Below are 23969 nucleotides of genomic sequence, written 5' to 3'. Positions count from 1 at the left end.
CGCGTGTGAATCGTCAACACAATTGGAAGGTACGTAATGCCTGGCCTGAACCTGACGCGCGAAGAAGCACAGCAGCGCGCAGCAGTGATCTCAGTTGATCACTACGACGTCGAACTCGACCTCACTCGCGGAGACAGGGACTTCCTTTCTCGCACCACCGTTACCTTCAGTGCTACTGAGGGCGAAGCGACCTTCGCTGATCTAGTCTCGAATAACGTTCATTCGATCGTTTTCAACGGTGAAACTTTGGACCCGGTGATTCACCAGGACAATCGTATTACCCTTCCTCCGCTTGCGGCACACAACACCTTGACTGTCGAGGCTGACTGCCAGTACATGCACACCGGTGAAGGCCTTCACCGCTTCGTGGACCCCGCGGATTCACAGGCCTACTGCTACTCGCAGTTCGAGGTTCCCGATGCCCGCCGTGTTTTTACAACTTTCGAGCAGCCCGACCTCAAGGCGACCTTTACTTTCACGGTCACCGTTCCTGCAGGCTGGAAGGTCTTCTCGAACTCGGCTACCCCCGAGCCTGAAGTTCACGAGGATCGCTGGACGTATCGCTTCGAAGAAACCGAGCGCATCTCAACCTATATCACTGCGATTATCGCTGGCCCCTACCAGGGCGTTACCGATTCCCTAGTTTCCAGCGATGGCCGCACGATTCCGCTCGGCGTGTGGTGCCGTGCATCCCTTATCGACTCCTTGGATTCTGATCGCATCCTCGAAATCACCCGCCAGGGATTCTCCTTCTTCGAGGCCGCTTACGGAATTCCTTACCCCTTCAAGACCTACGACCAGATCTTCGTCCCCGAATACAACGCGGGTGCGATGGAGAACGCCGGCTGTGTCACTTTCCGTGACCAGTACATTTTCCGTACCCGCCCCACGACTGCTGACTTGGAAGCTCGTGCCAATACGATCCTCCACGAGCTGGCACACATGTGGTTTGGCGATCTGGTCACCATGAAGTGGTGGAACGATCTGTGGCTCAATGAGTCTTTCGCTGAATTTATGAGCCACTTGGCACTGGCTGAGGCAACCGAATACACAGAAGGTTGGACTGGCTTCATGCTCCGTAAGGACTGGGGTATGAACCAGGATCAGCTTCCTACCACTCACCCCATTACCGCTGAGATCCGTGATCTTGCCGATGTTGAGGTGAACTTCGACGGCATTACCTATGCAAAGGGAGCCTCAGTTCTCCGACAGCTGGTCAGCTATGTCGGCCGCGAGCACTTCTTCGCAGGCCTGCATGAGTACCTGACGAAGCACTCCTACCAGAACGCCACCTTGGCAGATCTTCTTGACGAGCTTGAAAAGGCCTCGGGCCGCGATCTCAAGCAGTGGTCGCGAGTCTGGCTGGAAGAAGCAGGCATCACTCTGCTTCGCCCCGAAATTGAGGTCGACGATAATGGGACAATCACCAAGCTTGCTGTGCTTCAGGAGTCTTTCTCTGAGGGGTCGTCTCTGCGTCCTCACCGCTTGATTGTTTCCGGTTACAGTGCAAACGAAGAGGGAGCAATCTCTCGCGTCTTCAGCCAGGAACTTGATGTTGATGGCGCCTCGACCATCGTCGAGGAAGCTCAGGGAATCGCACGCCCTGATCTCATCCTCATTAACGACCAAGATCTGGCCTACGCAAAGGTTCGCTTGGATCCGCAGTCTCTTGACTTCGCAATCCGCAATATCTCGCGATTCGAGGATTCCTTGACTCGCGGCGTGATCATGGCCTCGGCTTGGGACATGACCCGCGATGGTGAGATGCCCGCACACAACTACCTCACGCTGTTGCTCACCGCTCTGCCTGTTGAGCGCAATGCGACCATGCTGCGTCTTTACCTGCGTCACCTCGACCAGGCACTGGAAACCTACGTCGCACCCTCGAAGCGTGCTGCTCTGCAAGAGCGCGTTGCTTCAGCTTTGCTCATCCTTGCGCGTACCGCGGCGGCTCACTCCGACGAACAACAGCTTTTTGTGCGCGAGCTTGCGCACTGCGCTGTTCTCCCCGAGCACTTCGAAGCCATTCAGGGACTCTACGATGGAACCCAGACCCTGATGGGCCTGGATCTGGACGTTGACCTGCGCTGGGCTCTCCTCATTGCTCTGGTACGCGGAGGCGTTGCCGTTGAGGCCGAGATCGCAGCCCTCGAGAGCGAAGACGACACGATGACGGGTCACCAGAAGGCCGCCGCTGCGCGAGCCGCAGTGCCCGATCAGGGTGTCAAGCAGCAGACATGGGATGCTGTTCTTCGCGATCTGTCCATTCCCAATGACACCCGTTGGGCGATGGTTTCGGGCTTCTGGGCCCAGGCGCGAACGAACCCCGACATGTATGTCCCAGTGGTTGCCGACTACTTCGATTCTCTTGAGCAGATCTGGAGGGATCACACCTTCCACATCGCTGAAGATATTGTGACCTTGATGTTCCCCAAGGCCATTGCGGGATACACCCAGGGTATCGATCCGATCGCCAAGGGAAACGAGTGGATCTTCAACCACCGGACGGCATCAGCTGCATTGCTTCGCCTGCTCCGCGAGCAGATTTCGACCACTGAGCGCATGCTGAACGCTCAGGCTGCAGACCTGAACTGATATAAGCGATATAAGTGGGGGTTGGTTCTACGTGAACCAACCCCCACTTTGTCTTATACGAATTTAGACTTCAAGCTCATCATCGATCATTCCCGTTCCGGCACCAACAAAGGTCGCTACGCCCATGAGTAAACCGGTTACGGACATGGCAATCAATGGAATGGTTTGATTCCCCAGCGACTGAAGCAAAAGGCCAAAACCAATCGGTCCAACTGCAGCGATGATATAGCCAATAGGCTGAACCAAGGCCGACAGATCCGCAGTCACTGCGGCATCGCGAGAGCGTGCGGGAATGAGCGCCAAAATCAGCGGGAAGGTGAAACCACCAATTGCTAAGAGTGATACCCAGATCAGTGCGTAGCTCCCGGGGAACGCTGCAAGTCCAATCCAACCGCAGAAGGTAAGAAGACCCAAGAATGCAGCGAGCCATGGAATATGCGTTCCAACGGTATCAATCATGAAGGGAATGACCAGACCGCCCACAACCGCCCACAAATTGACCAGCGCCGCCATGAGAGAAGCAAAGGATGCAGAGTACCCGGAATTCATAAGAATTTGAGGAAGGAAGGCAAATTGCACATAAGCGTTGAGTGATTGCAGCCCAAATCCAAGAACCAGAGAAATAGCTGTTCGCGAGCGGTAGATTGGCAATCTTGAGGTCGAAACTCGCAGAGAATCTTCCTGATTTTGAGGTTTATCGTCCAAGGGCGATTCATGCACTACCCGCGCCGCTGCGCCATCAGGGCGATCCTTACCTGCACGCACTGTAACCCTAATCCACACCAGACCTGCCAAGAAGGCAAAGACAACCCAAGCTGCCAGAGAATACTGCCAATAACGGCCATCCCTGCCAGCAAGAGGAACAGCAAGAGCTGAGCCAAAGGCGCCGCCGATTAAAAGGAGCGTCCCATAGGCAGTTACAAGCAGGGTCCCCCTCCCGGCCTCGTGGTACTTAATCCACGCGGGAACCAAGACATTAGCCAGCGCGGGCCCAACGAGAGCAACAACACTGAGGACACAGAAGAAAGTAAAGTTCCCAGCCCAGGGACGAAGAAGCAAACCAAGCCCACTGATGAATGTCCCAAGCGTGAGGAGCATACTCATTCCCCAGCGCTTCGACATGGGGACAGCCATCAGACCAACACCTGCAAAAACCAAACAGGGAAGAGCAGAAAGAACTCCCAGTGCACCCGCGCCCGCGTGATAGGCCTGCGAAATATGCCCAAGCAACGGTCCAATTGATGTTGCCCCGGAACGCATGGTCATACTCATGGCGACGATGCCAAGGAAGGCAAGAGACGTCGAGACTGCGGCTCTGGAATACGATTTTCGCTGTTCAGTCATCATCGCTGTGTGTTCTTCATTTCATTATCCCCAGTATTTACAAAATTTTCCCAAATTGTGACCATGCATTGAACTTAATTTTCATAGGGAGATTAGACTTGTAATCACTAGTCTGACCGAGAGATGGCCGCATTAGCGACCACACCCACCGTCAGCACACGGAAAGGATTCACGTGTCTACGCCTACAACGAGCACTCGCTCGTCACTGAAGGAATTAACCTTCCGCGGCATCATTATTGGTGGAATTATCACCCTGTTGTTTACCGCGGCAAACGTTTACCTCGGATTGAAAGTCGGATTAACCTTCGCAACCTCGATCCCTGCAGCCGTCATCTCGATGGCAATTCTACGGTTTTTTGCCGATCACACCATCCAAGAAAACAACATCGTCCAAACGATTGCATCTGCTGCAGGAACTCTTTCCGCAGTAATCTTCATCCTCCCCGGCTTGGTCATTGTCGGCTGGTGGAGTGGTTTCCCCTACTGGACGACAATGGCCGTTTGCGCAGTCGGTGGCCTTCTAGGCGTTATGTACTCGATCCCGCTGCGTCGCGCGCTGGTGACCGGATGTGATCTGCCCTACCCCGAAGGTGTCGCAGGAGCCGAAATCCTCAAAGTCGGCGATGCACACGAGAAGTCAGACGATAACACTCTTGGCCTCCACGCAATTATCTGGGGTTCGATTTGCTCAGCAGCGATGTCTTTGCTGTCCTACATGAAGGTTGCATCCTCATCGATTTCCGCAACGTTTAAGCTCGGAGCTGGAGCAACCTCGATCGGCACTTCCCTGTCGCTTGCCTTGATCGGCGTTGGGCACCTTGTTGGATTGACTGTTGGCATCGCGATGCTCATCGGCATGTTCGTTTCCTACTTCATCCTGATTCCCTACTTCAGCGCCGGCCAGCTTGATGGATCGGCAGTATCTGACGTCGTCGATACAGTCTTTTCCACCCAAGTACGTTATATCGGTGCAGGTGTCATGGCTGTTGCCGCAATCTGGACCCTTATCAAGATCATTTCTCCGATCGTCAAGGGAATCCGCGATGCAATGCGTTCCTCACACACCCGTCACGATGGTGGCGAGGTTCCTCAGACCGAACGTGACATCCCGATCACGGTTGTCGCACTGGTGATTGTGCTGTCAATGATCCCCGTGGGCGGCCTGCTCTGGCTGTTTACAAACGGCACGGAAATCGCACACAACACAGCAATGCTCATCGCTGTTTCGGTGATCTTCACCCTTCTTGCAGGCCTTCTGGTCGCAGCGGTCTGTGGTTACATGGCCGGCCTCATCGGTTCATCCAATAGCCCCGTATCAGGCGTGGGTATTTTGGTTGTCGTCCTCACTGCGCTGGCGATTGTCGCGGTTCACGGTCACGGCTCCTCTGCTGCAGAGACAACAGCCCTGATTGCCTACACGCTCTTTACCGCAGCGATTGTCTTCTGTATTGCGACGATCTCGAATGATAACCTACAGGACCTCAAGACCGGTCAGCTGGTAAACGCAACCCCGTGGAAGCAGCAGGTGGCTTTGGTCATCGGCGTTGTTTTTGGGGCGCTTGTCATTCCTCCGGTTTTGAACCTTATGCAGAATGCCTTCGGTTTCCAGGGAGCTCCCAACGCCGGCGCTGACGCGCTTGCCGCTCCTCAGGCTTCGTTGATTTCCGCCCTCGCAAAGGGCGTCATCGGTGGAACTCAGAATTGGAGCCTTCTGGGTCTGGGAGCCATCATCGGCATTGTTATCGTCATCATTGACGAGGTTTTGAACCTCACCACGAAGCGTCGTTTTGCTCTGCCGCCTTTGGCAGTGGGCATGGGTATGTATCTTCCCGCCTCGCTGACGATTCTGATTCCCGTCGGCGGCATCATCGGCTTCTTCTACGATCGTTGGTCGCTCACTCGCAAGGATCCCGAGCGCGCTCGCCGTATGGGTACACTCCTAGCAACCGGCTTGATCGTCGGCGAGAGCCTCTTTGGCGTGATCTACGCGGGTATTGTTGGCGCGACAGGAAATGAAGAACCCCTTGCCGTCGTGGGCGATTCCTTCGCAACGCCGGCAACCTTCATCGGCGCGATCTTCTTCATCGGAAGCATTGCCCTCCTCTACCGCTGGATTCGTGGAGTGGTTGCGCGCACGGATAGTGAGCCTACCCTTCCCGAGGCGGGAGCTGAGGAAGCAATCGACGTGCACTAAGCGTCGCTTAGCCTAAAGTTGGAGGGGAGCCGGATTTGATCCGACTCCCCTCCCGCTCTATTCGAAGCACTCCCTGAGATCACTTCTTATCAGTAGCCGCGCGTATTTAACTTCTTTTCCTATACAAAAATCCGCTGGATGTTCACACATCCAGCGGTCTTTTTGTGGAGCTAAGGGGATTCGAACCCCTGACCTCTTCCATGCCATGGAAGCGCGCTACCAACTGCGCCATAGCCCCGTAGGTTCCGGCGATTTCTCGCTCGGACCTGTTAAGAATAGCGGACGATACCCGCCAAGGCAAAATTAAGGAGCTGTGCGAGGAAACACACCTATGCTCTCTTAGGCCCCAAAAACCTCCGGGCGGGCCCCAACATTATGTGAAGCCAAACGCCAACGGGCGGCACCCGAGGCACCAGAACCGCCGCCACCGGCAAGAACAAGTTCTGACCAGTGAACATTGTCAACGCCGCGGATGCAATCAAAATGACGCGGATCCAAGCCAATCGTGGACATCACACCGCGCGCAATAGCTGCGCCATGCGAAACGGCAACCAAAGTACCACCTTCGGGAACCTCTGCTGCATGTTCAAGCACAGCCTCGCGAACGCGATCGCCCACTGTGCCTCCGGGCTCAACACCTGCTCCCGCACTTTCACCCGTTTGACGCCACTCGAGCAGCCACTCGGGGTATTGCTCGGCAATCTGATCGAAATCCAAACCTTCGAAAACGCCGTAGGAACGCTCGAGAAGGCGCTTATCGACCGCGATCTGCCCCACTTCGACGCCTAAGGTCTTCAGCTCCTCAGCCAATGCCTGAGCGGTATTAAACGCACGTTCCAAAGGTGAGGAGACAAGACGAACAGCCGTTGCTGAAACATAATCGGCGTTCAGGCCACCAATTCGACCTCCGCCGGCAAGCCGGCGAGCCAGAACCTTACCGCCTTCGACGGCCTGCTCACGGCCAACCGAGTTCAAAGGAATATCAATAATCCCCTGGAAACGATGCTGGACGTTGTAGTCGGTCTGTCCATGGCGAAGAAAAACAATCCGCCGTGCGCCAGCAATCTGGGAGTACCCAGCCACAGCCTCGGCAGAAACGGAAGAAGTATCGATGCTCATTCGCCCATCTCCTCAATAACCTGCGAAGGAGTCATAACGCGACGCACAGCTGCAGCGGGCGCCACATCAGGAAGTTCAAGGCGAGTAATTGTCTGATCCGACCACAAACGCTCAAGAGCGTAAAACTCGCGGTCTTCCTGGCTCATCACGTGAATAACAACATCGCCGTAGTCGGCCAACACCCAGGTGCCTTCGCTGCGGCCCTCGATGCGCTGAGGAATGATGTGGTAATCTCGCCCGATCTCGTCCATGATTTCCTCAGCGATTGCGCGCACCTGACGCGAGGAAGGGGCAGAGACCAGAAGGAAAGACTCCGCGATCCCCAAACGCTGCGAAACGTCAATCAACACTGGATCTTGCGCGAGTTTATTGGCCGCGCCGCGCAGGGCACTGCTAATCAGGTCTTTGCTTTGAACGTCCACATTTTTCCTTTCGCCGTTTTCAGTCTGCCATTTTCTGGGCCACGCGGCTACCGAAGGACACGGCGGTCCAGCAACTGGACCACTGCGTGAAGGCTACTGATACAGCCTGTATTTGTTGATGTATTGGACAACCCCATCGGGCACCAAATACCACACAGGCTTTCCACGTTCGACGCGCTTGCGGCAGTCCGTTGAAGAAATTGCCATTGCGGGCACCTCCAGTAGGGACACCGACGAAGCGGGAAGTTTCTTCGCATCAAGCACGTGTCCTGGACGCGTCACCCCAATAAAGTGCGCAATTTCGAAGAGAAGATCAGCGTCTTTCCATTGAACGATCTGTGTTAGCGCATCCGCACCGGTGATGAAGTAGAAGTCCGCATCCGGGTAGATTTTTCGCAGATCATGAAGGGTATCGATCGTGTAGGTTGTCCCGCCTCGGTCAATATCGACTCGCGAAACTGAAAATCGAGGGTTTGAGGCCGTCGCGATCACCGTCATCAAATAGCGATGTTCCGCAGGAGTCACCTTGCGACCCGCTTTGAAGGGCTGCATAGCCGTAGGAACGAAAATCACTTGGTCGAGCTGGAAGACGTCCATGACTTCAGAGGCCGCCACCAAGTGACCGTGGTGGATTGGATCGAAGGTTCCACCCATAATTCCAATCGAGCGACGTAGTTTTCCCGAGGCCGAGTCCAAAGTTGGCATGCTTGCCCTCCCTACTTTCGAACTGCTCCGTCACCTTCAATAACCCACTGGCTGGTTGTCAACTCAGCCAACCCCATGGGGCCGCGGGCATGCAATTTCTGCGTGGAAATACCGATTTCCGCACCCAATCCAAGTTGTCCACCATCAGTGAAGCGCGTCGAAGCGTTAACGGCAATAGCTGCGCTATCAATATTTGAGCGGAAATAGTTCGCAGCACTGATTGATGCCGTGCAAATCGCTTCGGTGTGTCCTGAGGAATAGCGACGAATATGTTCAACCGCTTCCTCAATAGAGTCAACGACCTTCACTGCCAGGTCCATTGACAAATATTCGGTACGCCAGTCGTCCTCTGTCGCCTCGCTGATCAAATTCTGATCAACGCTACTCACATGCGCGGCACATTCACGCGCTGCAGCATCGGCATGAATGCGCACTCCAAGACGAGTAAGCTCCGCCAAAACTTGAGGGAGGAAGCTACGGACCATATCGCGGTGGACAAGAAGGGTTTCAGCAGCGTTACAGACCCCAACCCTTTGAGTTTTCGCGTTGATAATGATTCGCAGCGCCGCGTCAACATCTGCTCCCGAATCAACATAGACATGGCAGTTTCCCGTTCCCGTCTCGATAACAGGAACGGTCGATTCTTCCACCACAGCACGGATCAGGCCTTCGCCACCGCGCGGAATCAAAACATCGATGCCTCCGCGTGCGCGCATCATGGCACGTGCCCCGTCCCTCCCCCAGGGATCAACTGTTTGAACAAGATCAGCTGAAAAACCAAGGGAATCAATGGCCGCACGAATAACCTCAACAAGAGTCTCGTTGGTATTCTGCGCTGCACTTCCACCGCGAAGGATCACTGCATTTCCGGCTTTCAAGCACAGGATCGAGGCATCGACAGTGACATTCGGACGAGCCTCATAAATCATCCCAACAACACCCATGGGAACTCGAAGCTGAGTAACACGAAGACCATCGTCTGTACGGCCACCGCGAATCACGGTACCAACAGGGTCTTCAAGAGCAATAACGTCAAGTACCGCGCTGGAAATTGCGCGAATACGGGATTCATCAAGCCGGAGACGGTCAATAAGACCAGCAGCCATACCGCGTTCTTCGGCACGCTGGCAGTCCTGCGCATTTGCATGAAGGATCTGCTCACAGTGGTCGACGAGTGCGCGAGAAATCGCCAGGAGAATGCCGTTGCGCTGCGCGGTAGTCGACGTTGCCAGCGCTCGCTGCGCCCGCTTCGCACGGTCAGTTAACTCGAAAATATCCAGATCATTACTCATGTTCTACTCCCGAACCAGAAGGGCTAGATCATCGCGGTGAACCGCTGGGCGCATGTGCTTATTCGTTTCCGAGTCCTCGTGCGAGTCAATGATGCGCGCGAGTGTATCTGAGTCGTAGCGCGAAATTCCGCGCGCAATCAGTCCATTATCATCTGCAATGTCGACAACATCGCCCGCTGAAAAAACACCCAAGACCTCTTTAATACCCGCGGGAAGAAGGGATTTCTTACCGTGGGTGATTGCCCTGCGCGCACCGGCATCAATGAGTAATTGACCATTAGAGGTGGCAACATGGGCAATCCAAAGCGTGCGAGAAGCTGGGCGATGACGCGTGGGTTCAAACCACGTACCAACTGCTTCACCACTGAGGGCTTCGCTCAAGCGATCAGCACTGGTAAGAACAACCCCGATGCCGGCATGTTGCGCCATGCTAGCAGCATGTAGCTTCGTTGCCATGCCTCCAGTGCCCACCGACGAGCCCGCTCCCCTGACGTCAACGTTGCTGAGTTCATCGGTCGCGTGAACTTCAGAAATTAAACGAGCATCGGGCTGCGAAGGAGGAGCTGTATAGAGCCCATCGACGTCGGTGAGCAGAATCAAGATATCCGCACCCACCATTTGCGCGACATACGAGGCCAGCCGGTCATTATCACCGAAACGTACCTCACGGGTCGTGACTGCATCATTTTCATTAATGATCGGCACAACACCGTAGGCAAGAAGTTTATCCAGCGCAGACATCGCGTTCGTGTAGTGTTCACGCTGCATCACATCCGCAGCGGTCAGCAGCACCTGCGCAACGTGTAGATGATGAGCCTGGAAAGCTGAGGACCAGCGAGCCATCAGGTATCCCTGTCCCATCGCCGCAGCAGCCTGCACACTTGCAAGGTCCTTCGGGCGCGCGCTCAGGCCAAGAGGCTCCAAACCGGCAGCGACAGCTCCCGAAGAAACAATAAGAATCTCGCATCCTCGCCTTGCCTTCGCCGAAACCAGCCTTGCAACGGAATCAATGCGATTCAGATCAAGCCCGCCATCCTCACGCGTAAGCGATGAGGAACCGATTTTCACAACGATACGACGCGCCTGTTGCACCGCACTACCCCTTGGGGACATTTAGCGTTCATCCTCCGGATCGGTCCAGACACCACTGGACCTTTCGGTCCACAGTTCTTCACGAGCAGCTGACTTCGCGTCCATCATGTCGCGATAGCGTTCGCGACGTTCACTTGTTGTACGCCGCTCGTTTCGGTCCAGACGCAGGTCAGTTCCTCGCTGTCCAAGCAGCTCAGGACCGGTCGTCAAGGTAGGCTCCCAATCAAAAATAACGCCGTCGTGAAGAGTTCCAATAACGACGGTATCGCCAGCGTGAGCTCCCGCCTTCATCAGTTCTTCTTCTACACCGGCACCGGCAAGGCGATCGGCAAGGTAACCCACGGCCTCGTCGTTGGAGAAGTCGGTCTGGAGCACCCAACGCTCGGGTTTGCGCCCACGCACCTGGTAAACGGTCTCCCCCGCGTGTTCGACAACGCGGACAGTAATCTCATCCTTGCTTCCCACCGGTCGAGGCCGAAGAACCGTACGTGCCGCTTCGAGCGCGGGCAGTTGTGCTCGATGTTCATCGACAAGGCGAGCAAGCGCAAATGAAAATTCCTTCAGGCCTTCGTGGCTTACTGCTGAGACCTCAAAAATTGCCCAACCAAAGACCTCAAGCTCAGGCTTGGTAATCTCCGCCAAGTCCTTGCCGTCAGGAATATCGATCTTGTTCAGCGCGATCACACGAGGACGCTGCATCAGGGGAACATAGCCCTCAATCTCTCCCAGATCGCCCTCGTATGCAGCGAGTTCTGCTTCAATCGTCCGCAGGTCGGAAACCGGATCTCGATCGACCTCAAAAGTCGCAGTATCCAAGACGTGCACAATAACTGCGCAACGCTCGATATGGCGCAGAAAGTCTAGACCAAGTCCCTTACCTGCAGAAGCACCGGGAATAAGTCCGGGAACATCGGCAACGGTGAAGCGCGCTTCTCCAGCTTGGACAACGCCCAAGTTGGGAACGAGGGTCGTGAAGGGGTAGTCGGCAATCTTTGGACGCGCTGCAGACATCGCAGCGATTAACGATGACTTTCCAGCCGAGGGATATCCAACAAGGGCAACATCTGCAACAGACTTCAACTCCAGAACAACATTGTGTTCTTCACCGGGTTCGCCCAGAAGAGCAAAACCGGGAGCCTTACGCTTCTTCGAGGCGAGGGCAGCATTCCCCAAACCACCGCGGCCACCTTCGGCTACGACAAATTGAGCTCCAACCCCCGTAAGGTCAGCAAGGAGCTCACCGCGAGTCGACTTCACAACGGTGCCATCCGGGACCGGAAGAATTGTGTCCGCACCATTTTTTCCCTGACGGAAGTCACCCATGCCCTGGGTTCCATTTTCCGCGCGCTGATGCGGGTTCCGGTGGTAGGTCAGCAGAGTCGTGACCTGGGGGTCGACTTGAAGGATGACAGAGCCGCCATTGCCACCGTTTCCACCGTCAGGTCCTCCCAGCGGCTTAAACTTTTCGCGTTTCACCGAGGCAACACCATGGCCGCCATTGCCTCCCTGGGCGAAAATCGTTACTCGATCGACAAAGCTTGCCACTGTGGTCTCCAGTCTTGGCCAGTGCGCGCCAGCGCGAATCAGGATAGTGAAAAGGGGCATCCGGCCTTGTGCCGGACGCCCCCAATCAGCGGTCGGTCTCAGGCAGAGACCGGCTCAACGATGTTGACAACCCTACGGTCACGACGGGTTGCGAACTCAACCGCACCCGCGCGCAGCGCGAAGAGGGTGTCGTCCTTGCCACGACCAACGCCCTCACCGGGGTGGAAGTGGGTGCCGCGCTGACGAACGATAATTTCGCCGGCGTTTACCAGCTGGCCGCCGTAGCGCTTGACGCCCAGTCGCTGGGCGTTCGAGTCGCGGCCGTTGCGGGAGGAGCCAAGGCCCTTCTTATGTGCCATCTCGACGTCTACTTTCTATATCGAACGGTTCAGGCGATCTCAGTGATCTTGACAACCGAGAGCTTCTGGCGATGGCCCTGACGCTTACGGTAACCGGTCTTGTTCTTGTACTTAATAATGGAGATCTTCGGGCCCTTAGCAGAGTCAACAACCTCTGCCTTGACCGTGACCTTCTCCAGTGCGCTGGGCTCGACGGTGATTGCATCGCCATCGACCAGCATCAAAGGCTGGAGTTCGATGCTGGCACCAATTTCTTCTGCCAGCTTGTCGACGACGACGACGTCACCGACGGACACCTTTTCCTGCCGGCCGCCGGCCTTGACGATCGCGTAGACCACGTTGAAGCTCATCTCTTCTCGAAACTTGGACGGGCTAGGCTTCCACGTTCGAACAACGTTCCTCATCAAGAAACACTAAGCCCGTTGGCGCTCGTTGCGCCGACGATCAAATTTAGCTGAAAACCCCGACTGAAGCAAACCGCTAGAGGGATTTTCTTCGTTTTTTGGGTGTGTGCTTGGGCACTGTCACCCTTCAACCGGGGGTGCTGCGGGTTCACTCACGGCAACCCGGCGCCGGCGAGAGCGCTTTACAGGAGCTGTTTCTTCACTCCGCGGGGGAACGCTGATCACAATCTCTTGCGTCGTATGGGTTGCAGCAACGGGTGCAGCTGGCTCCGGAAGATCAATATGGACCCGAGTGGGTTCACTCGCCTCACTCACCGCGCGACGTCGACGTGAACGCGCAGGACGAGGCGGCTGAGTAGCCTTCTCGGGGGTCGAAGCTTCCTCACGAACCGCTGCAGATTGCAGCTGGGTTTGTTCGGGCGCAGCTGTGGGGACATCCTGAGACTCGGGAGCAGCTTCTCCCCCACGGGTAGCAGGACCATCTTCCTGGGGACGCGTGACCCTGCGTGAACGACGCTGGCGTTTTACCTCTGTCGAGGCCTCGCGCACAGCCTCTCGCTGCTGCGACGCATCCTGCTGTGCAGATTCGGACTTCTCGTCCGAAACTTGCGCTTCATCGTCTTGGTGAGCAGACTGAGCTGACTCCTCACGGCTGCTCGCAGCTGCGATTGCAGTCATCGCCTCACGAGCTCGCTCGTGCTCAGGGCTATCTTCAACGCGCGCACGATTTTGAGACTTCTTCGAGCGCTTCGGGGCTTCCTCAGCCGCACCTTGAATCTCTACCGGGTGGTGATGAACAATGAATCCGCGGCCCTCGCAAGCCTCACAGGTGGTAGAGAAGGCCTCAACCAGCCCCTCACCCACACGCTTACGGGTCATCTGGACCAGACCCAGTGACGTAATTTCAGTGACTTGATGACGTGTGCGATCTCGGCCCAAGCACTCAACCAGACGACGAAGAACAAGATCACGGTTCGACTCCAAAACCATGTCAACGAAGTCGATAATGACAATTCCACCGATATCGCGCAGACGAAGCTGGCGGACAATCTCTTCGGCGGCCTCGAGATTATTTCGGGTGACCGTCTCTTCCAAAGTTCCGCCCGCACCGATGAACTTACCGGTGTTCACATCGATGACGGTCATGGCTTCGGTGCGATCGATGATGAGCGTGCCACCACTGGGCAACCAGACCTTGCGGTCCATTCCCTTGGCAAGCTGCTCATCCACGCGGTAGGCATGGAAAACATCTTCTGTTCCAACCCACTTGGTCACGCGATCAGAAAGCTCTGGAGAAAGCTCGTCAACGTAAGCCTTGACCGTTTCATAGGTCTCGCTACCTTCAATGATGAGCTCCGCAAAGTCTTCATTGAAGATGTCGCGGACAACACGAACCGCAAGTTCAGGCTCACCGCGCAGCAAAACCGGGGCATTCTTCGTCGAAGAAAGCTTGGATTCAATATCGTCCCACTGCTTAGTCAAACGGCGAACATCATCGCGAATTTGCTCTTCCGTTGCCCCTTCAGCTGCAGTACGCACAATGACGCCGGCAGAATCAGGGACAACCTGCTTAAGGATCTTCTTCAAACGGATGCGCTCACGCTCAGGAAGCTTTCGCGAAATGCCCATCATGGAGCCACCGGGAATCAAGACAAGGTAGCGTCCAGCCAAAGTAATCTGACTGGTCAGGCGCGCACCCTTGTGACCGATCGGATCCTTTGTGACCTGAACGAGGACCGGGTCACCGGATTTCAAGGCAGATTCGATGCGGCGAGGCTTTCCTTCAAGACCAACAGCGTCCCAATTCACTTCACCGGCATAAAGGACAGCATTGCGCCCCTTACCGATGTCAACGAAGGCAGCTTCCATCGAGGGCAGAACGTTTTGAACGCGCCCCATATAGATATTGCCGACCGCTGTCTTTTGAGTACGGCGCGCAACATAGTGCTCGACCAGAAGATCGTCTTCGATAATTGCGATCTGATCCAGACCATCCTGGCCACGAATCACCATCTTGCGATTCACAGACTCGCGTCGAGCCAGGAACTCAGATTCGGTAATGCGGTGGTGACGACGTCCCTCACGGCGCCCTTCCTTGCGGCGCTGCTTCTTAGCCTCGAGGCGGGTTGAACCCTTGAGTGCTTGAACTTCGTCAGTTCCTTCTTGAGCTTCAGAGGCGCGAACGCGACGACGGCGACGACGGCGCGTCGTCTCTTCACCACTTTCAGAGTTATCCGCGCCGTCAGCAGCCTCACTAGCAGGTGCTGGCTGCTCCTTCTCGGCAACCTCGGAAGCTTCTTCATCCTGATCTTTACGCCGAGAGCGCCGACGCTTTGGCTGAGCGACCTCTGAGGAGGCATCGTCCTCTGCAGCCTTCTTTCGCGAACGCGCACGCTTCTTCGTCGTTAATTCTTCGGTTGTTTCCTCCGCCTTCACTTCGCGGGTACGCGAGCGACGACGGGGCTTTTCTTCAGTCTCACTCTGCAAAGTATTGGCGGGGGCAGAAAAAGTCGGTTCCTGGAATGTCGGAGCCTGGAAAAGCAGAGTTGCTGCTGGGGTTTCAGGCATGGCCTCTTCTTTCACAATGTCAGTATGTTGACCGAGCTCGCACTGCTGGGTCTGTATTACACGCAATGAAGCGGAAGTCTTATCGAAGTTGCAACTGGCAACCACAGGCGTTCATCTGTTGCTAGCAGGCCGCCCTGTGATGAGTAGAGAGTGCGCTCCACTCATTTCGTATTCCCCATTCTCTCATAGGGATTGCGGGCATGCCCGGGCACTTTCGCGGCGGTTCTTCCAATGTTCACCACGTCACCATAGAATCGCTTTAAATAAAACGACACAGCTGCGGTTTTATTCAGAAAAACAGCATTAAACACGGTGGGGAACTATATTTGTTGACACAACGTCGTCAAAGTTTTGCCACAGCTGTGACGAACTTATGACACACCCTGAACACAATTTCCCTGAGACAGGACTATGACCATGACCTTTGCTCCAGCAGCACTTGATGCGCTGACACTGGGACGATGGCAATTCGGCATCCTGACCGTCTACCACTTCGTCTTGGTTCCTCTCACCATTGGTCTGTCACTCCTGGTCGCAATTATGCAGACCGTGTGGCACAAGACCGGTAAAGAGGAATGGCTCCAGGCAACTCGATTCTTTGGCAAGTTGCTCTTGATCAACTTCGCGCTTGGCGTTGCCACCGGTATCGTGCAGGAATTCCAATTCGGCATGAACTGGTCGGAGTACTCGCGTTACGTCGGCGATATCTTCGGCGCTCCGCTCGCAGTCGAGGCCCTTCTGGCCTTCTTCCTTGAATCAACCTTCCTGGGTCTGTGGATCTTTGGATGGGGCCGCCTTTCCAAGGGATGGCACCTTGCCTGCATCTGGCTCGTTTCCTTTGGCACGATGTTCTCGGCGCTGTGGATCTTGGGCGCGAACTCTTGGATGCAGCACCCCGTTGGTGCACGCTTCAATCCCGAAACGGGCCGTGCAGAGCTCGACGGAGTAGCCGGCTTCCTCAAGGTCGTCGCAAACCCCGTTCTCGTGTGGGAGTACTCCCACGTCATCACCTCTGCTTGGCTTGTCGCCGGCACCTTCGTTGCAGGCATCGCATTCTGGTGGATGACCCGCGCCAAGCGCCTCGGTGGCGAAGAGGGAGCAAAGGAAGCCTCGTCTATGTGGCGTCCTATCGCTCGCTTCGGCCTGTTGGTTATCCTCATCGGTGGGCTCGGAACCGCAGCAAGCGGCCACTTCCAGGGCCAAGAACTGGTGAAGATTCAGCCCATGAAGATGGCAGCTGCAGAAGGTGTCTGTGTCGATACCCAAGGCGCAGCATTCACCGTTGCACAGTTCGGCGACTGCCCCTTGGGCGATGACGGTAAGCAGCCGACCAAGTTCATCCAGGTTCCCGGCGTCGCTGCTTTCATGTCTCACAACTCCTTCTCCGCAGAGGTTAAGGGTGTTGCAGATGAGCAGCAGCGCATGGTTGAGCTCCTCAACTCCAATGAGGATTTTGTCAAGACCTACGGCGACGCGAAGCAATACGATTTCCGTCCCCCGCAGATGGTGACCTTCTGGACATTCCGCCTGATGATCGGTACTGCAGCATTCTCCGCGGCACTTGCGCTGTGGGGACTGTGGGCAACACGTAAGGGACAGACTTCCGCGTCGAAGGCCCTGGGGATCTTCGCGCTTGTTTCAATCCCCATGCCCTTCCTCGGCGCTTCTTTCGGTTGGATCTTCACCGAAATGGGCCGTCAACCCTGGGTCGTTGTTCCCAACATCGCAGGCCTTGAAAGCGGCGATCCCGTCGGATCGGTCATGATGATGACATCTGCCGGTATCTCCAGCGCTGTTCCCGCCTGGCAGGTCCTGGTGTCGATGAGCGTCTTCTCCATCCTCTACGCAATCCTCGGTGTCGTGTGGTTCATCCTCATGAAGCGCTACGCCGTCGAGGGACTCCACCCCCGCCCCAAGGACGCTACCGATAAGGAAGCAGTCTCTGGCGCACTCTCATTCGGCTACTGAGGAAAGGAAAAACCATGACTTTGAGTATTTTGTGGTTCATCCTCATCGCTGTCTTGTGGACCATGTACCTGGTCCTCGAGGGCTTCGACTACGGAGTGGGAATGCTCCAGGGCTTCCTCGCACGCGATGATCGCGAGCGCACCCAAGCGCTACACACAATCGGCCCTCACTGGGACGGTAACGAGGTCTGGCTGCTGACCGCCGGTGGCGCGACCTTCGCAGCATTCCCCGAATGGTACGCAACCATGTTCTCGGGAATGTACCTGGCACTCTTCCTCATTCTGCTGGCGCTCATCGTTCGCGTCTGCGCGATTGAATGGCGCTCGAAGCTCAACTCTGAGCAATGGCGCAGTGTCTGGGATCGCGTTCACGCCGTCTCCGCGCTGCTTGTTCCCCTTCTCCTCGGTGTGGCATTCGCCAACCTGGTTCAGGGAATGAAGATTGAGGTCGTCACCCACGGAACGAACGCGGTCGTTGCACCTGCGGACGTCCCCTCCTCTCTCAATACAGCTGTTCACCAGCTGACCGGTGGTTTCTTCTCACTGCTCACCCCCTACACTCTCTTGGGTGGTCTTGTCCTGGTTGCCCTGTGCCTCGCTCACGGCGCTCAGTTCTTGGCCCTCAAGACCGAAGGCGACCTGAAGGAACGCGCGAATGGTTTCGCAGCTCCCGCGACAGTGGTTGCCACTGCTCTGGCTGCAGTGTGGGTCATCTGGGGACAGTTCGCGTACTCAACGAACGTCTTGGCATGGATCCCGTTGCTCATTGCAGCGCTGTGCCTCATCGCCTCGACTGTCTTCTCGCAGGCTGTCTTGCGTAAGGAAGGTCTGTCCTTCCTCTTCTCTTGCCTCGCAATGGCCGGAGCAGTTGCATGGATCTTCGCAGCTATGGCGCCCAACGTCATGAAGTCGAGCATCGATCCCGCTTATTCGCTAACCATCGCACAGGCCTCGTCGACTACGGGAACGCTCACCGTCATGTCGATCGTTGCCCTCTGCTTGGTCCCCGTGGTTCTTGTCTACACTACGTGGTCCTACTGGAAGTTCCGCTCTCGCGTTTCTTCCTCGGATGTTTCAACGAATACCGGTTTGATCTTGAACAAGATCCGACTGGATCAGAATTTCCTCGCGGGCTGATCGTCCGCACTGCTGGTGGCCTCGGGAAACCGGGGCCACCAGTTTTTTCACCGAGCACGACCTTCTCCAAGGACAGAAAATAGAAGAATGCGCCCACTGGACCCCCGTCTTCTCAAGTACGCTTCGAGCGCACGTCGTCATATCCTCCTCATCTCAATCTTGGGGATTGTGACGGCAGTCTTGGTAATTGCACAGACCCTTGCTCTTTCTGCTGCTCTCTCCCCCGCAGTCACGTCTGGTGCCTCACTTACCCAGGTACGCACGCCGCTTCTTCTCTTGGTCGCTATCGTTATTGCTCGCGCGGCAGTTATCGGAGTTCGCGAGGCCTTGGGTCACCGAGCAGCAGACCGGACAATCCGAGAGTTGCGTGGACGCGTCCTGACGCACATCTCAAACCTGGGGCCACGCTGGCGCGCCACTCACGGTTCCGAGGCCTCGACACTCCTCTCCCGAGGCCTGACGGACCTTTCCCCTTACTTCGTCGACTATCTTCCCCAGTTGGTCCTCACAGCAACTGTGACTCCCCTAGCCCTGGCAACAATCCTTTTCCTCGATTTTTGGTCGGCCTTCATTGCCGCAATCGTTGTTCCGCTGATCCCAATTTTCATGGCTTTAATTGGCCGTTTCACTCAGAGCGCCTCCGCAGAAAAACTGGAAACAATGCAGATCTTGGGCGCGCAAATGCTGGATTTGATTGCAGGACTACCGACCCTTCGCGCCTTGGGTCGGGAAAGCGCTCCTCGTGCGCATTTAGAATCTCTCTCGCGATCCAATACGCGCGCAACAATGTCGACGCTGCGCATTGCTTTTCTTTCTGGCGCTGTATTGGAGTTCCTCTCCACGCTCTGCGTCGCTTTGGTTGCCGTCGAAGTCGGCTTCCGAATGGTTTTTGGTCATGTATCTTTATTCACCGGCCTCGCCGTCATCATGCTTGCACCGGAAGTTTTTGAGCCTCTACGTCAGGTCGGAGCTCAATTTCACGCCTCCGCAAATGGTATCGCCGCGGCCGAACGAGCCTTCGAGATTTTAGAAACTCCCATTCCTTCAATGGCTGGAGAGTCGGAAGAGGAAGACTCTGTTCAGGATGATCACGGTATCGATTGGTCTTCAGCTGCCTTCTCATTGCGCGATCTTTCGATTGAGGCACGCGGAACTTGGGCACCTGCAGGGTTGAACGCGGATATCCTACCCGGAACGCTGAGCGTCCTTGCAGGCCCCTCAGGTTCAGGAAAAACCAGTACGATTTACGCGCTGATGCGGCTGCTTCCGATTCAAAGTGGACACCTAACGGTCCGGACCTTTGAAGGAGAAGAAATTCCCCTTCAGAACATTCCCACAGAAAAACTGTGGAAAGCAATAACCTGGGTACCGCAGCACCCCTCTTTGCTTCCCGGAAGCTTACGCGAGCAGCTTCCACCTTCAACAGATGAAGAACTCGAAGCTGCCGCAGCACTTTGCGGATTCACCGAAGTTCTGGACACCCTTCCCCAGCGTTGGGATACGCTCATTGGCCAAGATGGGGCCGGTCTTTCCGTTGGACAACGGCAGCGTTTTGCCCTTACCCGTGCTTTGCTCGCACACACTCCCATTGTCATCTTGGATGAACCGACGGCCCACTTGGATGCTGTGAGTGAAGAGATCGTTTTGAAGGCAATGGAGGCTCTGCGTCAGAAAGGTCGAACGGTCATTGCGATCGCGCATCGCGAGGCTCTCATCGATGCAGCAGACCAAGTGATCAGCGTTCATTCGCGGGTTAAGGATCAGGCCGAATTGACAGAAGTTGGAGGAGAGCAATGAAAATGCGGATTCTCACTTCTGAGGAAGCGTCCTCCTTGCGATGGGCGTTGTCCCTGCTCCGAGTCGATAAGGGGCGTTTTATCGGTGCACTCCTTCTGGCAAGCCTAGGAATTGGTTCATCGATTGCTCTGGGTGCAACATCTGCTTGGCTCATCGCACGAGCATCACAAATGCCTCCTGTCTTAGTACTTTCTGTCGCTGCAACATCGGTACGTCTTTTTGGTGTCTCGCGTGCCCTTTTGCGTTATGTTCAACGCCTGATTTCCCACCGCGTGGCTCTCGAGGGCATGGACCATCTGCGACTGAGCCTTTACGACGCCTTAGCATCTTCAGATCTGGGCAGAGTGATCTCGCTTCGCCGCGGTGATCTGCTGGCACGTATGGGATCCGATGTCGACGAGGTCGGCGATTTTATTGTGAAATCTGTCCTTCCTGCAGGTGTTGCAGCGATTGTAGGGTGCACAACCGTCGGCGCTCTGGCACTTCTTTCTCCCGGCGCCGCAGCGATTTTGGCGCTTTGCTTAATCCTTTCTGGGATCGTTGCCCCCGTTATCACCGCTCGAGCACAACGCGCAGCTCAAGTCGAGGGGATCCAGGCACGTGCCACCCTGAGCAGCTCATTGGTGACCTTGATCGATGGCTACGATGAGCTGGCAATTAACGGACTCATTGACCGCGCGCGCAGCGAATTCGAACGCAGCGAGGACCAGGTTGAGTCATCTCGACGAGGGGCCGCCCGCGCCTCCGCTTGGGCGCAATTCATCGATCGCGCATCTATGGGGCTTGCAGTCGTTGGAGCGCTCCTCGTTGGAGTTCCATCCGTTCAGGCTCAGATCCTCAGCGCCGTCGCTCTTGCGGTCATTACCCTCACTCCCCTGTCTTCTTTCGAGGCCTCGGCTCAGATGAACTCTGCGATGGCACAACTCATCCGTAGTGCTCAGGCGGCACTACGGATTCGCGAACTTATCGGTTCGGACGCAGCGACCACCACGGCCTCGAATATCGAGCAGACTCCGCTTCCCGAAGATGCGAGGCACCACCCCGACCTTCAAGCGAGTGATCTAGCGATCGGGTGGCCCGATGGCCCACTCTTAGTTGAAAACCTCAATCTTGATGTTGTCCCCGGTCGCTGCATCGCAATCGTTGGCCCTTCAGGAATTGGGAAAACAACACTCCTAAATTCTCTAGCTGGATTGATCCCCGCACGTGGTGGGCAACTCACTCTCAACGGAGTTCCTCTTCGGGACATTCCCCATGAAGAACGTGCAAGCGTCATTCAGGTAACCGCTGAAGATGCCCATATCTTTGCAACCAGCATCTACGAAAATCTTCGCGTCGCACGCGCTGATCTATCGAAGGAAGAAGCTCGAGATCTTCTGAACACCGTTGGCCTGAAGGAGTGGTGTGCTTCGCTTCCTCAGGGAATCGACACCGTAATTGGGGCTGGGGCAACTGGGGTATCCGGTGGTGAACGTCGCCGACTTCTTGCCGCCCGAGCGCTTGCGTCACACGCACCCATCTTGCTTTTGGATGAAGCCAGTGAACACCTCGATCCGCACAGCGCAGATACTCTGATGAGAACCATCCGAGCACACGCAGTCAATAAGGGCTTGGTAATTGTCACGCACCGCCTAAGCGCTCTTGATATTGCAGATGAGATTATCCTGATGGGGTATCCTCACGATGATCCTCGCCTGCGTCCCGCACGCATCACTGAACGAGGAAGACGTGACGAGCTCATTGCAAGGAGCGAAGCTTTCCGTTGGGCACTCAAGCAGGAGGAAGAATGAGCCCCGAAAGGACCGATTCACGACTTCTTGAAGCCGCTCTTGATGTCACCTCAAGCCTAGATCTTCAACGAGTCCTCGAGAATTTCGTCGAGCGTGCATGCGCATTAACCGGTGCACGCTATGCAGGACTATCGGTTCTTGATACCTGGGGCGATACGACGATGTTCGTCGAATACGGTGATGCTCCAGCCGGTGAGGCCTCGAATCTTCCCGAGGAGTTGGTCCAACGCATTACCGATGAGGGATACGCGATTCTCAATGATCCTGCCTCTCTTGACAATGTTGAAGGGATTGAAAACTTCCTGGGAGTTTCTGTCACTTTCAAGGGGCAAATCTATGCACGCCTCTACCTGGTCAACCGCTTGGGAGGCTTTGGACTCAGCGCACTTCGCATTGTGCAGACTTTGGCAGCAGCAGCCGGTATTGCCGTTGAAAATGCTCACCTCTATGCAGATGCTCGAAGGCGCGCGCGCTGGATTCGAGCATCGCAGCAGCTGACCACGTCGATGCTCGAAGGAGCAGATGAGGAAGAAGGCTTGACCCTGATCGCTCAAACCGTTCGCGATGTCTCGCAGGCGGATACGGCGATTATCGTCTTGCCCTCAGTGAAAGATACCTGGGCTGCGGAAATCACCGACGGCCATCACGCTGATCGCTTGTTAGGAGTTGTCTTCCCCCACGAAGGCCGTGCGATGTCGGTACTCAACGAAGGAACCGGTATGATCGTTGATTCCCTCGCGCGCGCCCAGACCATGCGTATCCCCGAATTTTCCGAATTCGGTCCGGCGCTCTATGCGCCTCTTCGTGGAAGAGGAAAGCCCGCCGGAGTCCTCATCCTGCTCCGTCTTCCCGGAAAACCAGAATTTGACTATTCCGAGCTTGCTTTAGCGGAATCTCTGGCCGCGCAAGCTGCTCTTGCACTGGAGCTCGCCTCGGCTCGTCACGCTGAAGACGTCGCTTCCCTACTCGACGAACGTGATCGAATTGGCCGCGATTTGCATGATTTTGCGATCCAGCAGCTCTTTGCGGCGGGTATGCAATTGGATTCGACCAAGCAAAAGATCAGCGAAGAGCAGGTGGGCGTCGATGAGGTCATCCACGCTCTTGACCTGTCTCTCGCCTCCATTGACGAGGCCGTGCGTCAAATCCGCGCAATCGTCCATAATCTGCGCGAACCCGATTCTGACGTTGGCTTGGTCGAGCGTATCCGCCGAGAGTCCTCCCTCTCGCGTTCATTTTTAGGCTTTGCACCCTCGCTCCTCATTTCTGTCGACGGCCAATCGGTTAACGAACAGAAAGAATGCGAAGATCACCGCGTTGAACTGCTCAATTCTCGCGTTGATGATTCACGAAGCGATGATGCGGTTGCAATCGTGCGAGAGGGCCTGTCCAATATTGCCCGTCACGCACACGCGACCGCAGGTGCTGTCAATGTTGAACTTCAGGGAAGCGGGAAAACAGGTAGGCTCACGGTTTCCGTTTCCGATGACGGAGTCGGGATCGATCCTTCGCACACACGCAATTCAGGCCTTGCAAATATGGCAGAACGTGCACGCCTTAACGGCGGAACCTTCACCATTGGCAGAGGCCTCGAAGGAAAAGGAACAAAGATTACCTGGAGCGTTCCCCTGGCCTAGC

17 protein-coding genes and 1 tRNA gene are annotated in these 23969 nt (G+C 55.8%); 7 read left to right on the top strand and 11 right to left on the bottom strand.

Annotated features, from left to right (window positions below):
* Window positions 1-36 precede the first annotated feature (36 nt).
* A complete protein-coding gene (pepN, locus tag QZR18_RS04155; protein WP_178706964.1) occupies window positions 37-2595 on the top strand; it encodes an aminopeptidase N in 2559 nt (852 codons plus the stop codon).
* A gap of 63 nt (window positions 2596-2658) precedes the next feature.
* Here the strand turns inward: pepN and QZR18_RS04150 are convergent, their stop codons facing one another.
* Window positions 2659-3939, bottom strand: coding sequence for an MFS transporter (locus tag QZR18_RS04150; protein WP_295910414.1), 1281 nt, complete (start codon window positions 3937-3939; stop codon window positions 2659-2661).
* Window positions 3940-4112: 173 nt separating this feature from the next.
* Between QZR18_RS04150 and QZR18_RS04145 the strand changes: the two genes are divergently transcribed.
* Window positions 4113-6134, top strand: coding sequence for an OPT family oligopeptide transporter (locus QZR18_RS04145; RefSeq protein ID WP_178706970.1), 2022 nt, complete (start codon window positions 4113-4115; stop codon window positions 6132-6134).
* A gap of 165 nt (window positions 6135-6299) precedes the next feature.
* Here the strand turns inward: QZR18_RS04145 and QZR18_RS04140 are convergent.
* The 10 genes from QZR18_RS04140 to QZR18_RS04095 form a co-directional block, all read right to left on the bottom strand.
* Window positions 6300-6372: transfer RNA gene (locus QZR18_RS04140), tRNA-Ala, on the bottom strand.
* Window positions 6373-6473: 101 nt separating this feature from the next.
* Window positions 6474-7253: a histidine phosphatase family protein gene (locus QZR18_RS04135; RefSeq protein ID WP_178706973.1), complete on the bottom strand. Its 780-nt coding sequence runs from the start codon at window positions 7251-7253 to the stop codon at window positions 6474-6476.
* On the bottom strand, window positions 7250-7675 hold the full coding sequence (gene rsfS / locus QZR18_RS04130; protein WP_178706976.1) for a ribosome silencing factor: 426 nt from the start codon (window positions 7673-7675) through the stop codon (window positions 7250-7252). The genes QZR18_RS04135 and rsfS overlap by 4 nt, the downstream gene beginning before the upstream one ends.
* A 93-nt stretch (window positions 7676-7768) precedes the next feature.
* Complete coding sequence (gene nadD, locus QZR18_RS04125; protein ID WP_019127116.1) at window positions 7769-8380, bottom strand: nicotinate-nucleotide adenylyltransferase; 612 nt, start codon at window positions 8378-8380, stop codon at window positions 7769-7771.
* An 11-nt stretch (window positions 8381-8391) separates the two neighbouring features.
* The gene (locus QZR18_RS04120; protein WP_178706979.1) at window positions 8392-9672 is read right to left on the bottom strand and encodes a glutamate-5-semialdehyde dehydrogenase; all 1281 of its coding nucleotides are present in this window, start codon (window positions 9670-9672) and stop codon (window positions 8392-8394) included.
* Window positions 9673-9675: 3 nt separating this feature from the next.
* On the bottom strand, window positions 9676-10785 hold the full coding sequence (proB, locus tag QZR18_RS04115; protein WP_178706982.1) for a glutamate 5-kinase: 1110 nt from the start codon (window positions 10783-10785) through the stop codon (window positions 9676-9678).
* Window positions 10786-12309, bottom strand: coding sequence for a GTPase ObgE (gene obgE, locus QZR18_RS04110; protein ID WP_178706985.1), 1524 nt, complete (start codon window positions 12307-12309; stop codon window positions 10786-10788).
* A 98-nt stretch (window positions 12310-12407) separates the two neighbouring features.
* Window positions 12408-12668: a 50S ribosomal protein L27 gene (rpmA, locus tag QZR18_RS04105; RefSeq protein ID WP_009748005.1), complete on the bottom strand. Its 261-nt coding sequence runs from the start codon at window positions 12666-12668 to the stop codon at window positions 12408-12410.
* A 29-nt stretch (window positions 12669-12697) separates the two neighbouring features.
* Complete coding sequence (gene rplU / locus QZR18_RS04100) at window positions 12698-13018, bottom strand: 50S ribosomal protein L21 (RefSeq protein ID WP_034251010.1); 321 nt, start codon at window positions 13016-13018, stop codon at window positions 12698-12700.
* A gap of 174 nt (window positions 13019-13192) precedes the next feature.
* Window positions 13193-15640, bottom strand: coding sequence for an Rne/Rng family ribonuclease (locus tag QZR18_RS04095; protein WP_295910409.1), 2448 nt, complete (start codon window positions 15638-15640; stop codon window positions 13193-13195).
* A 417-nt stretch (window positions 15641-16057) separates the two neighbouring features.
* Here QZR18_RS04095 and QZR18_RS04090 point away from each other — a divergent pair, with 417 nt between their 5' ends.
* The 5 genes from QZR18_RS04090 to QZR18_RS04070 all read left to right on the top strand — a co-directional run bounded on the left by QZR18_RS04090 (window position 16058) and on the right by QZR18_RS04070 (window position 23968).
* Complete coding sequence (locus QZR18_RS04090) at window positions 16058-17608, top strand: cytochrome ubiquinol oxidase subunit I (RefSeq protein ID WP_178706991.1); 1551 nt, start codon at window positions 16058-16060, stop codon at window positions 17606-17608.
* A 14-nt stretch (window positions 17609-17622) separates the two neighbouring features.
* Window positions 17623-18744 (top strand): cytochrome d ubiquinol oxidase subunit II, encoded by a 1122-nt coding sequence (gene cydB / locus QZR18_RS04085; RefSeq protein ID WP_178706994.1) that lies wholly within the window; start codon window positions 17623-17625, stop codon window positions 18742-18744.
* An 87-nt stretch (window positions 18745-18831) separates the two neighbouring features.
* Window positions 18832-20541: a thiol reductant ABC exporter subunit CydD gene (cydD, locus tag QZR18_RS04080; protein ID WP_178706996.1), complete on the top strand. Its 1710-nt coding sequence runs from the start codon at window positions 18832-18834 to the stop codon at window positions 20539-20541.
* Window positions 20538-22331, top strand: a complete 1794-nt coding sequence (gene cydC, locus QZR18_RS04075) for a thiol reductant ABC exporter subunit CydC (protein ID WP_178706999.1) — start codon at window positions 20538-20540, stop codon at window positions 22329-22331. The genes cydD and cydC overlap by 4 nt, the downstream gene beginning before the upstream one ends.
* A complete protein-coding gene (locus tag QZR18_RS04070) occupies window positions 22328-23968 on the top strand; it encodes a GAF domain-containing sensor histidine kinase (RefSeq protein WP_178707002.1) in 1641 nt (546 codons plus the stop codon). The genes cydC and QZR18_RS04070 overlap by 4 nt, the downstream gene beginning before the upstream one ends.
* Window position 23969 lies beyond the last annotated feature (1 nt).

This window comes from uncultured Actinomyces sp. (assembly GCA_900541895.1).
Lineage (GTDB): Bacteria > Actinomycetota > Actinomycetes > Actinomycetales > Actinomycetaceae > Pauljensenia.
The sequence above is the reverse complement of the archived record's forward strand: the minus strand, read 5'-3'. Positions and strand labels throughout refer to the sequence as shown.

Excerpts from the sequence above, each read along its gene's own strand:
- nadD (WP_019127116.1), bottom strand. The coding sequence starts at position 8,380 with ATGCCAACTTTGGACTCGGCCTCGGGAAAACTACGTCGCTCGATTGGA.
- QZR18_RS04150 (WP_295910414.1), bottom strand. The coding sequence starts at position 3,939 with ATGACTGAACAGCGAAAATCGTATTCCAGAGCCGCAGTCTCGACGTCT.
- QZR18_RS04135 (WP_178706973.1), bottom strand. The coding sequence starts at position 7,253 with ATGAGCATCGATACTTCTTCCGTTTCTGCCGAGGCTGTGGCTGGGTAC.
- QZR18_RS04095 (WP_295910409.1), bottom strand. The coding sequence starts at position 15,640 with ATGCCTGAAACCCCAGCAGCAACTCTGCTTTTCCAGGCTCCGACATTC.
- cydB (WP_178706994.1), top strand. The coding sequence starts at position 17,623 with ATGACTTTGAGTATTTTGTGGTTCATCCTCATCGCTGTCTTGTGGACC.
- rplU (WP_034251010.1), bottom strand. The coding sequence starts at position 13,018 with ATGAGCTTCAACGTGGTCTACGCGATCGTCAAGGCCGGCGGCCGGCAG.
- rpmA (WP_009748005.1), bottom strand. The coding sequence starts at position 12,668 with ATGGCACATAAGAAGGGCCTTGGCTCCTCCCGCAACGGCCGCGACTCG.
- pepN (WP_178706964.1), top strand. The coding sequence starts at position 37 with ATGCCTGGCCTGAACCTGACGCGCGAAGAAGCACAGCAGCGCGCAGCA.
- proB (WP_178706982.1), bottom strand. The coding sequence starts at position 10,785 with ATGTCCCCAAGGGGTAGTGCGGTGCAACAGGCGCGTCGTATCGTTGTG.
- cydC (WP_178706999.1), top strand. The coding sequence starts at position 20,538 with ATGAAAATGCGGATTCTCACTTCTGAGGAAGCGTCCTCCTTGCGATGG.
- cydD (WP_178706996.1), top strand. The coding sequence starts at position 18,832 with ATGCGCCCACTGGACCCCCGTCTTCTCAAGTACGCTTCGAGCGCACGT.
- QZR18_RS04090 (WP_178706991.1), top strand. The coding sequence starts at position 16,058 with ATGACCTTTGCTCCAGCAGCACTTGATGCGCTGACACTGGGACGATGG.
- QZR18_RS04070 (WP_178707002.1), top strand. The coding sequence starts at position 22,328 with ATGAGCCCCGAAAGGACCGATTCACGACTTCTTGAAGCCGCTCTTGAT.
- QZR18_RS04120 (WP_178706979.1), bottom strand. The coding sequence starts at position 9,672 with ATGAGTAATGATCTGGATATTTTCGAGTTAACTGACCGTGCGAAGCGG.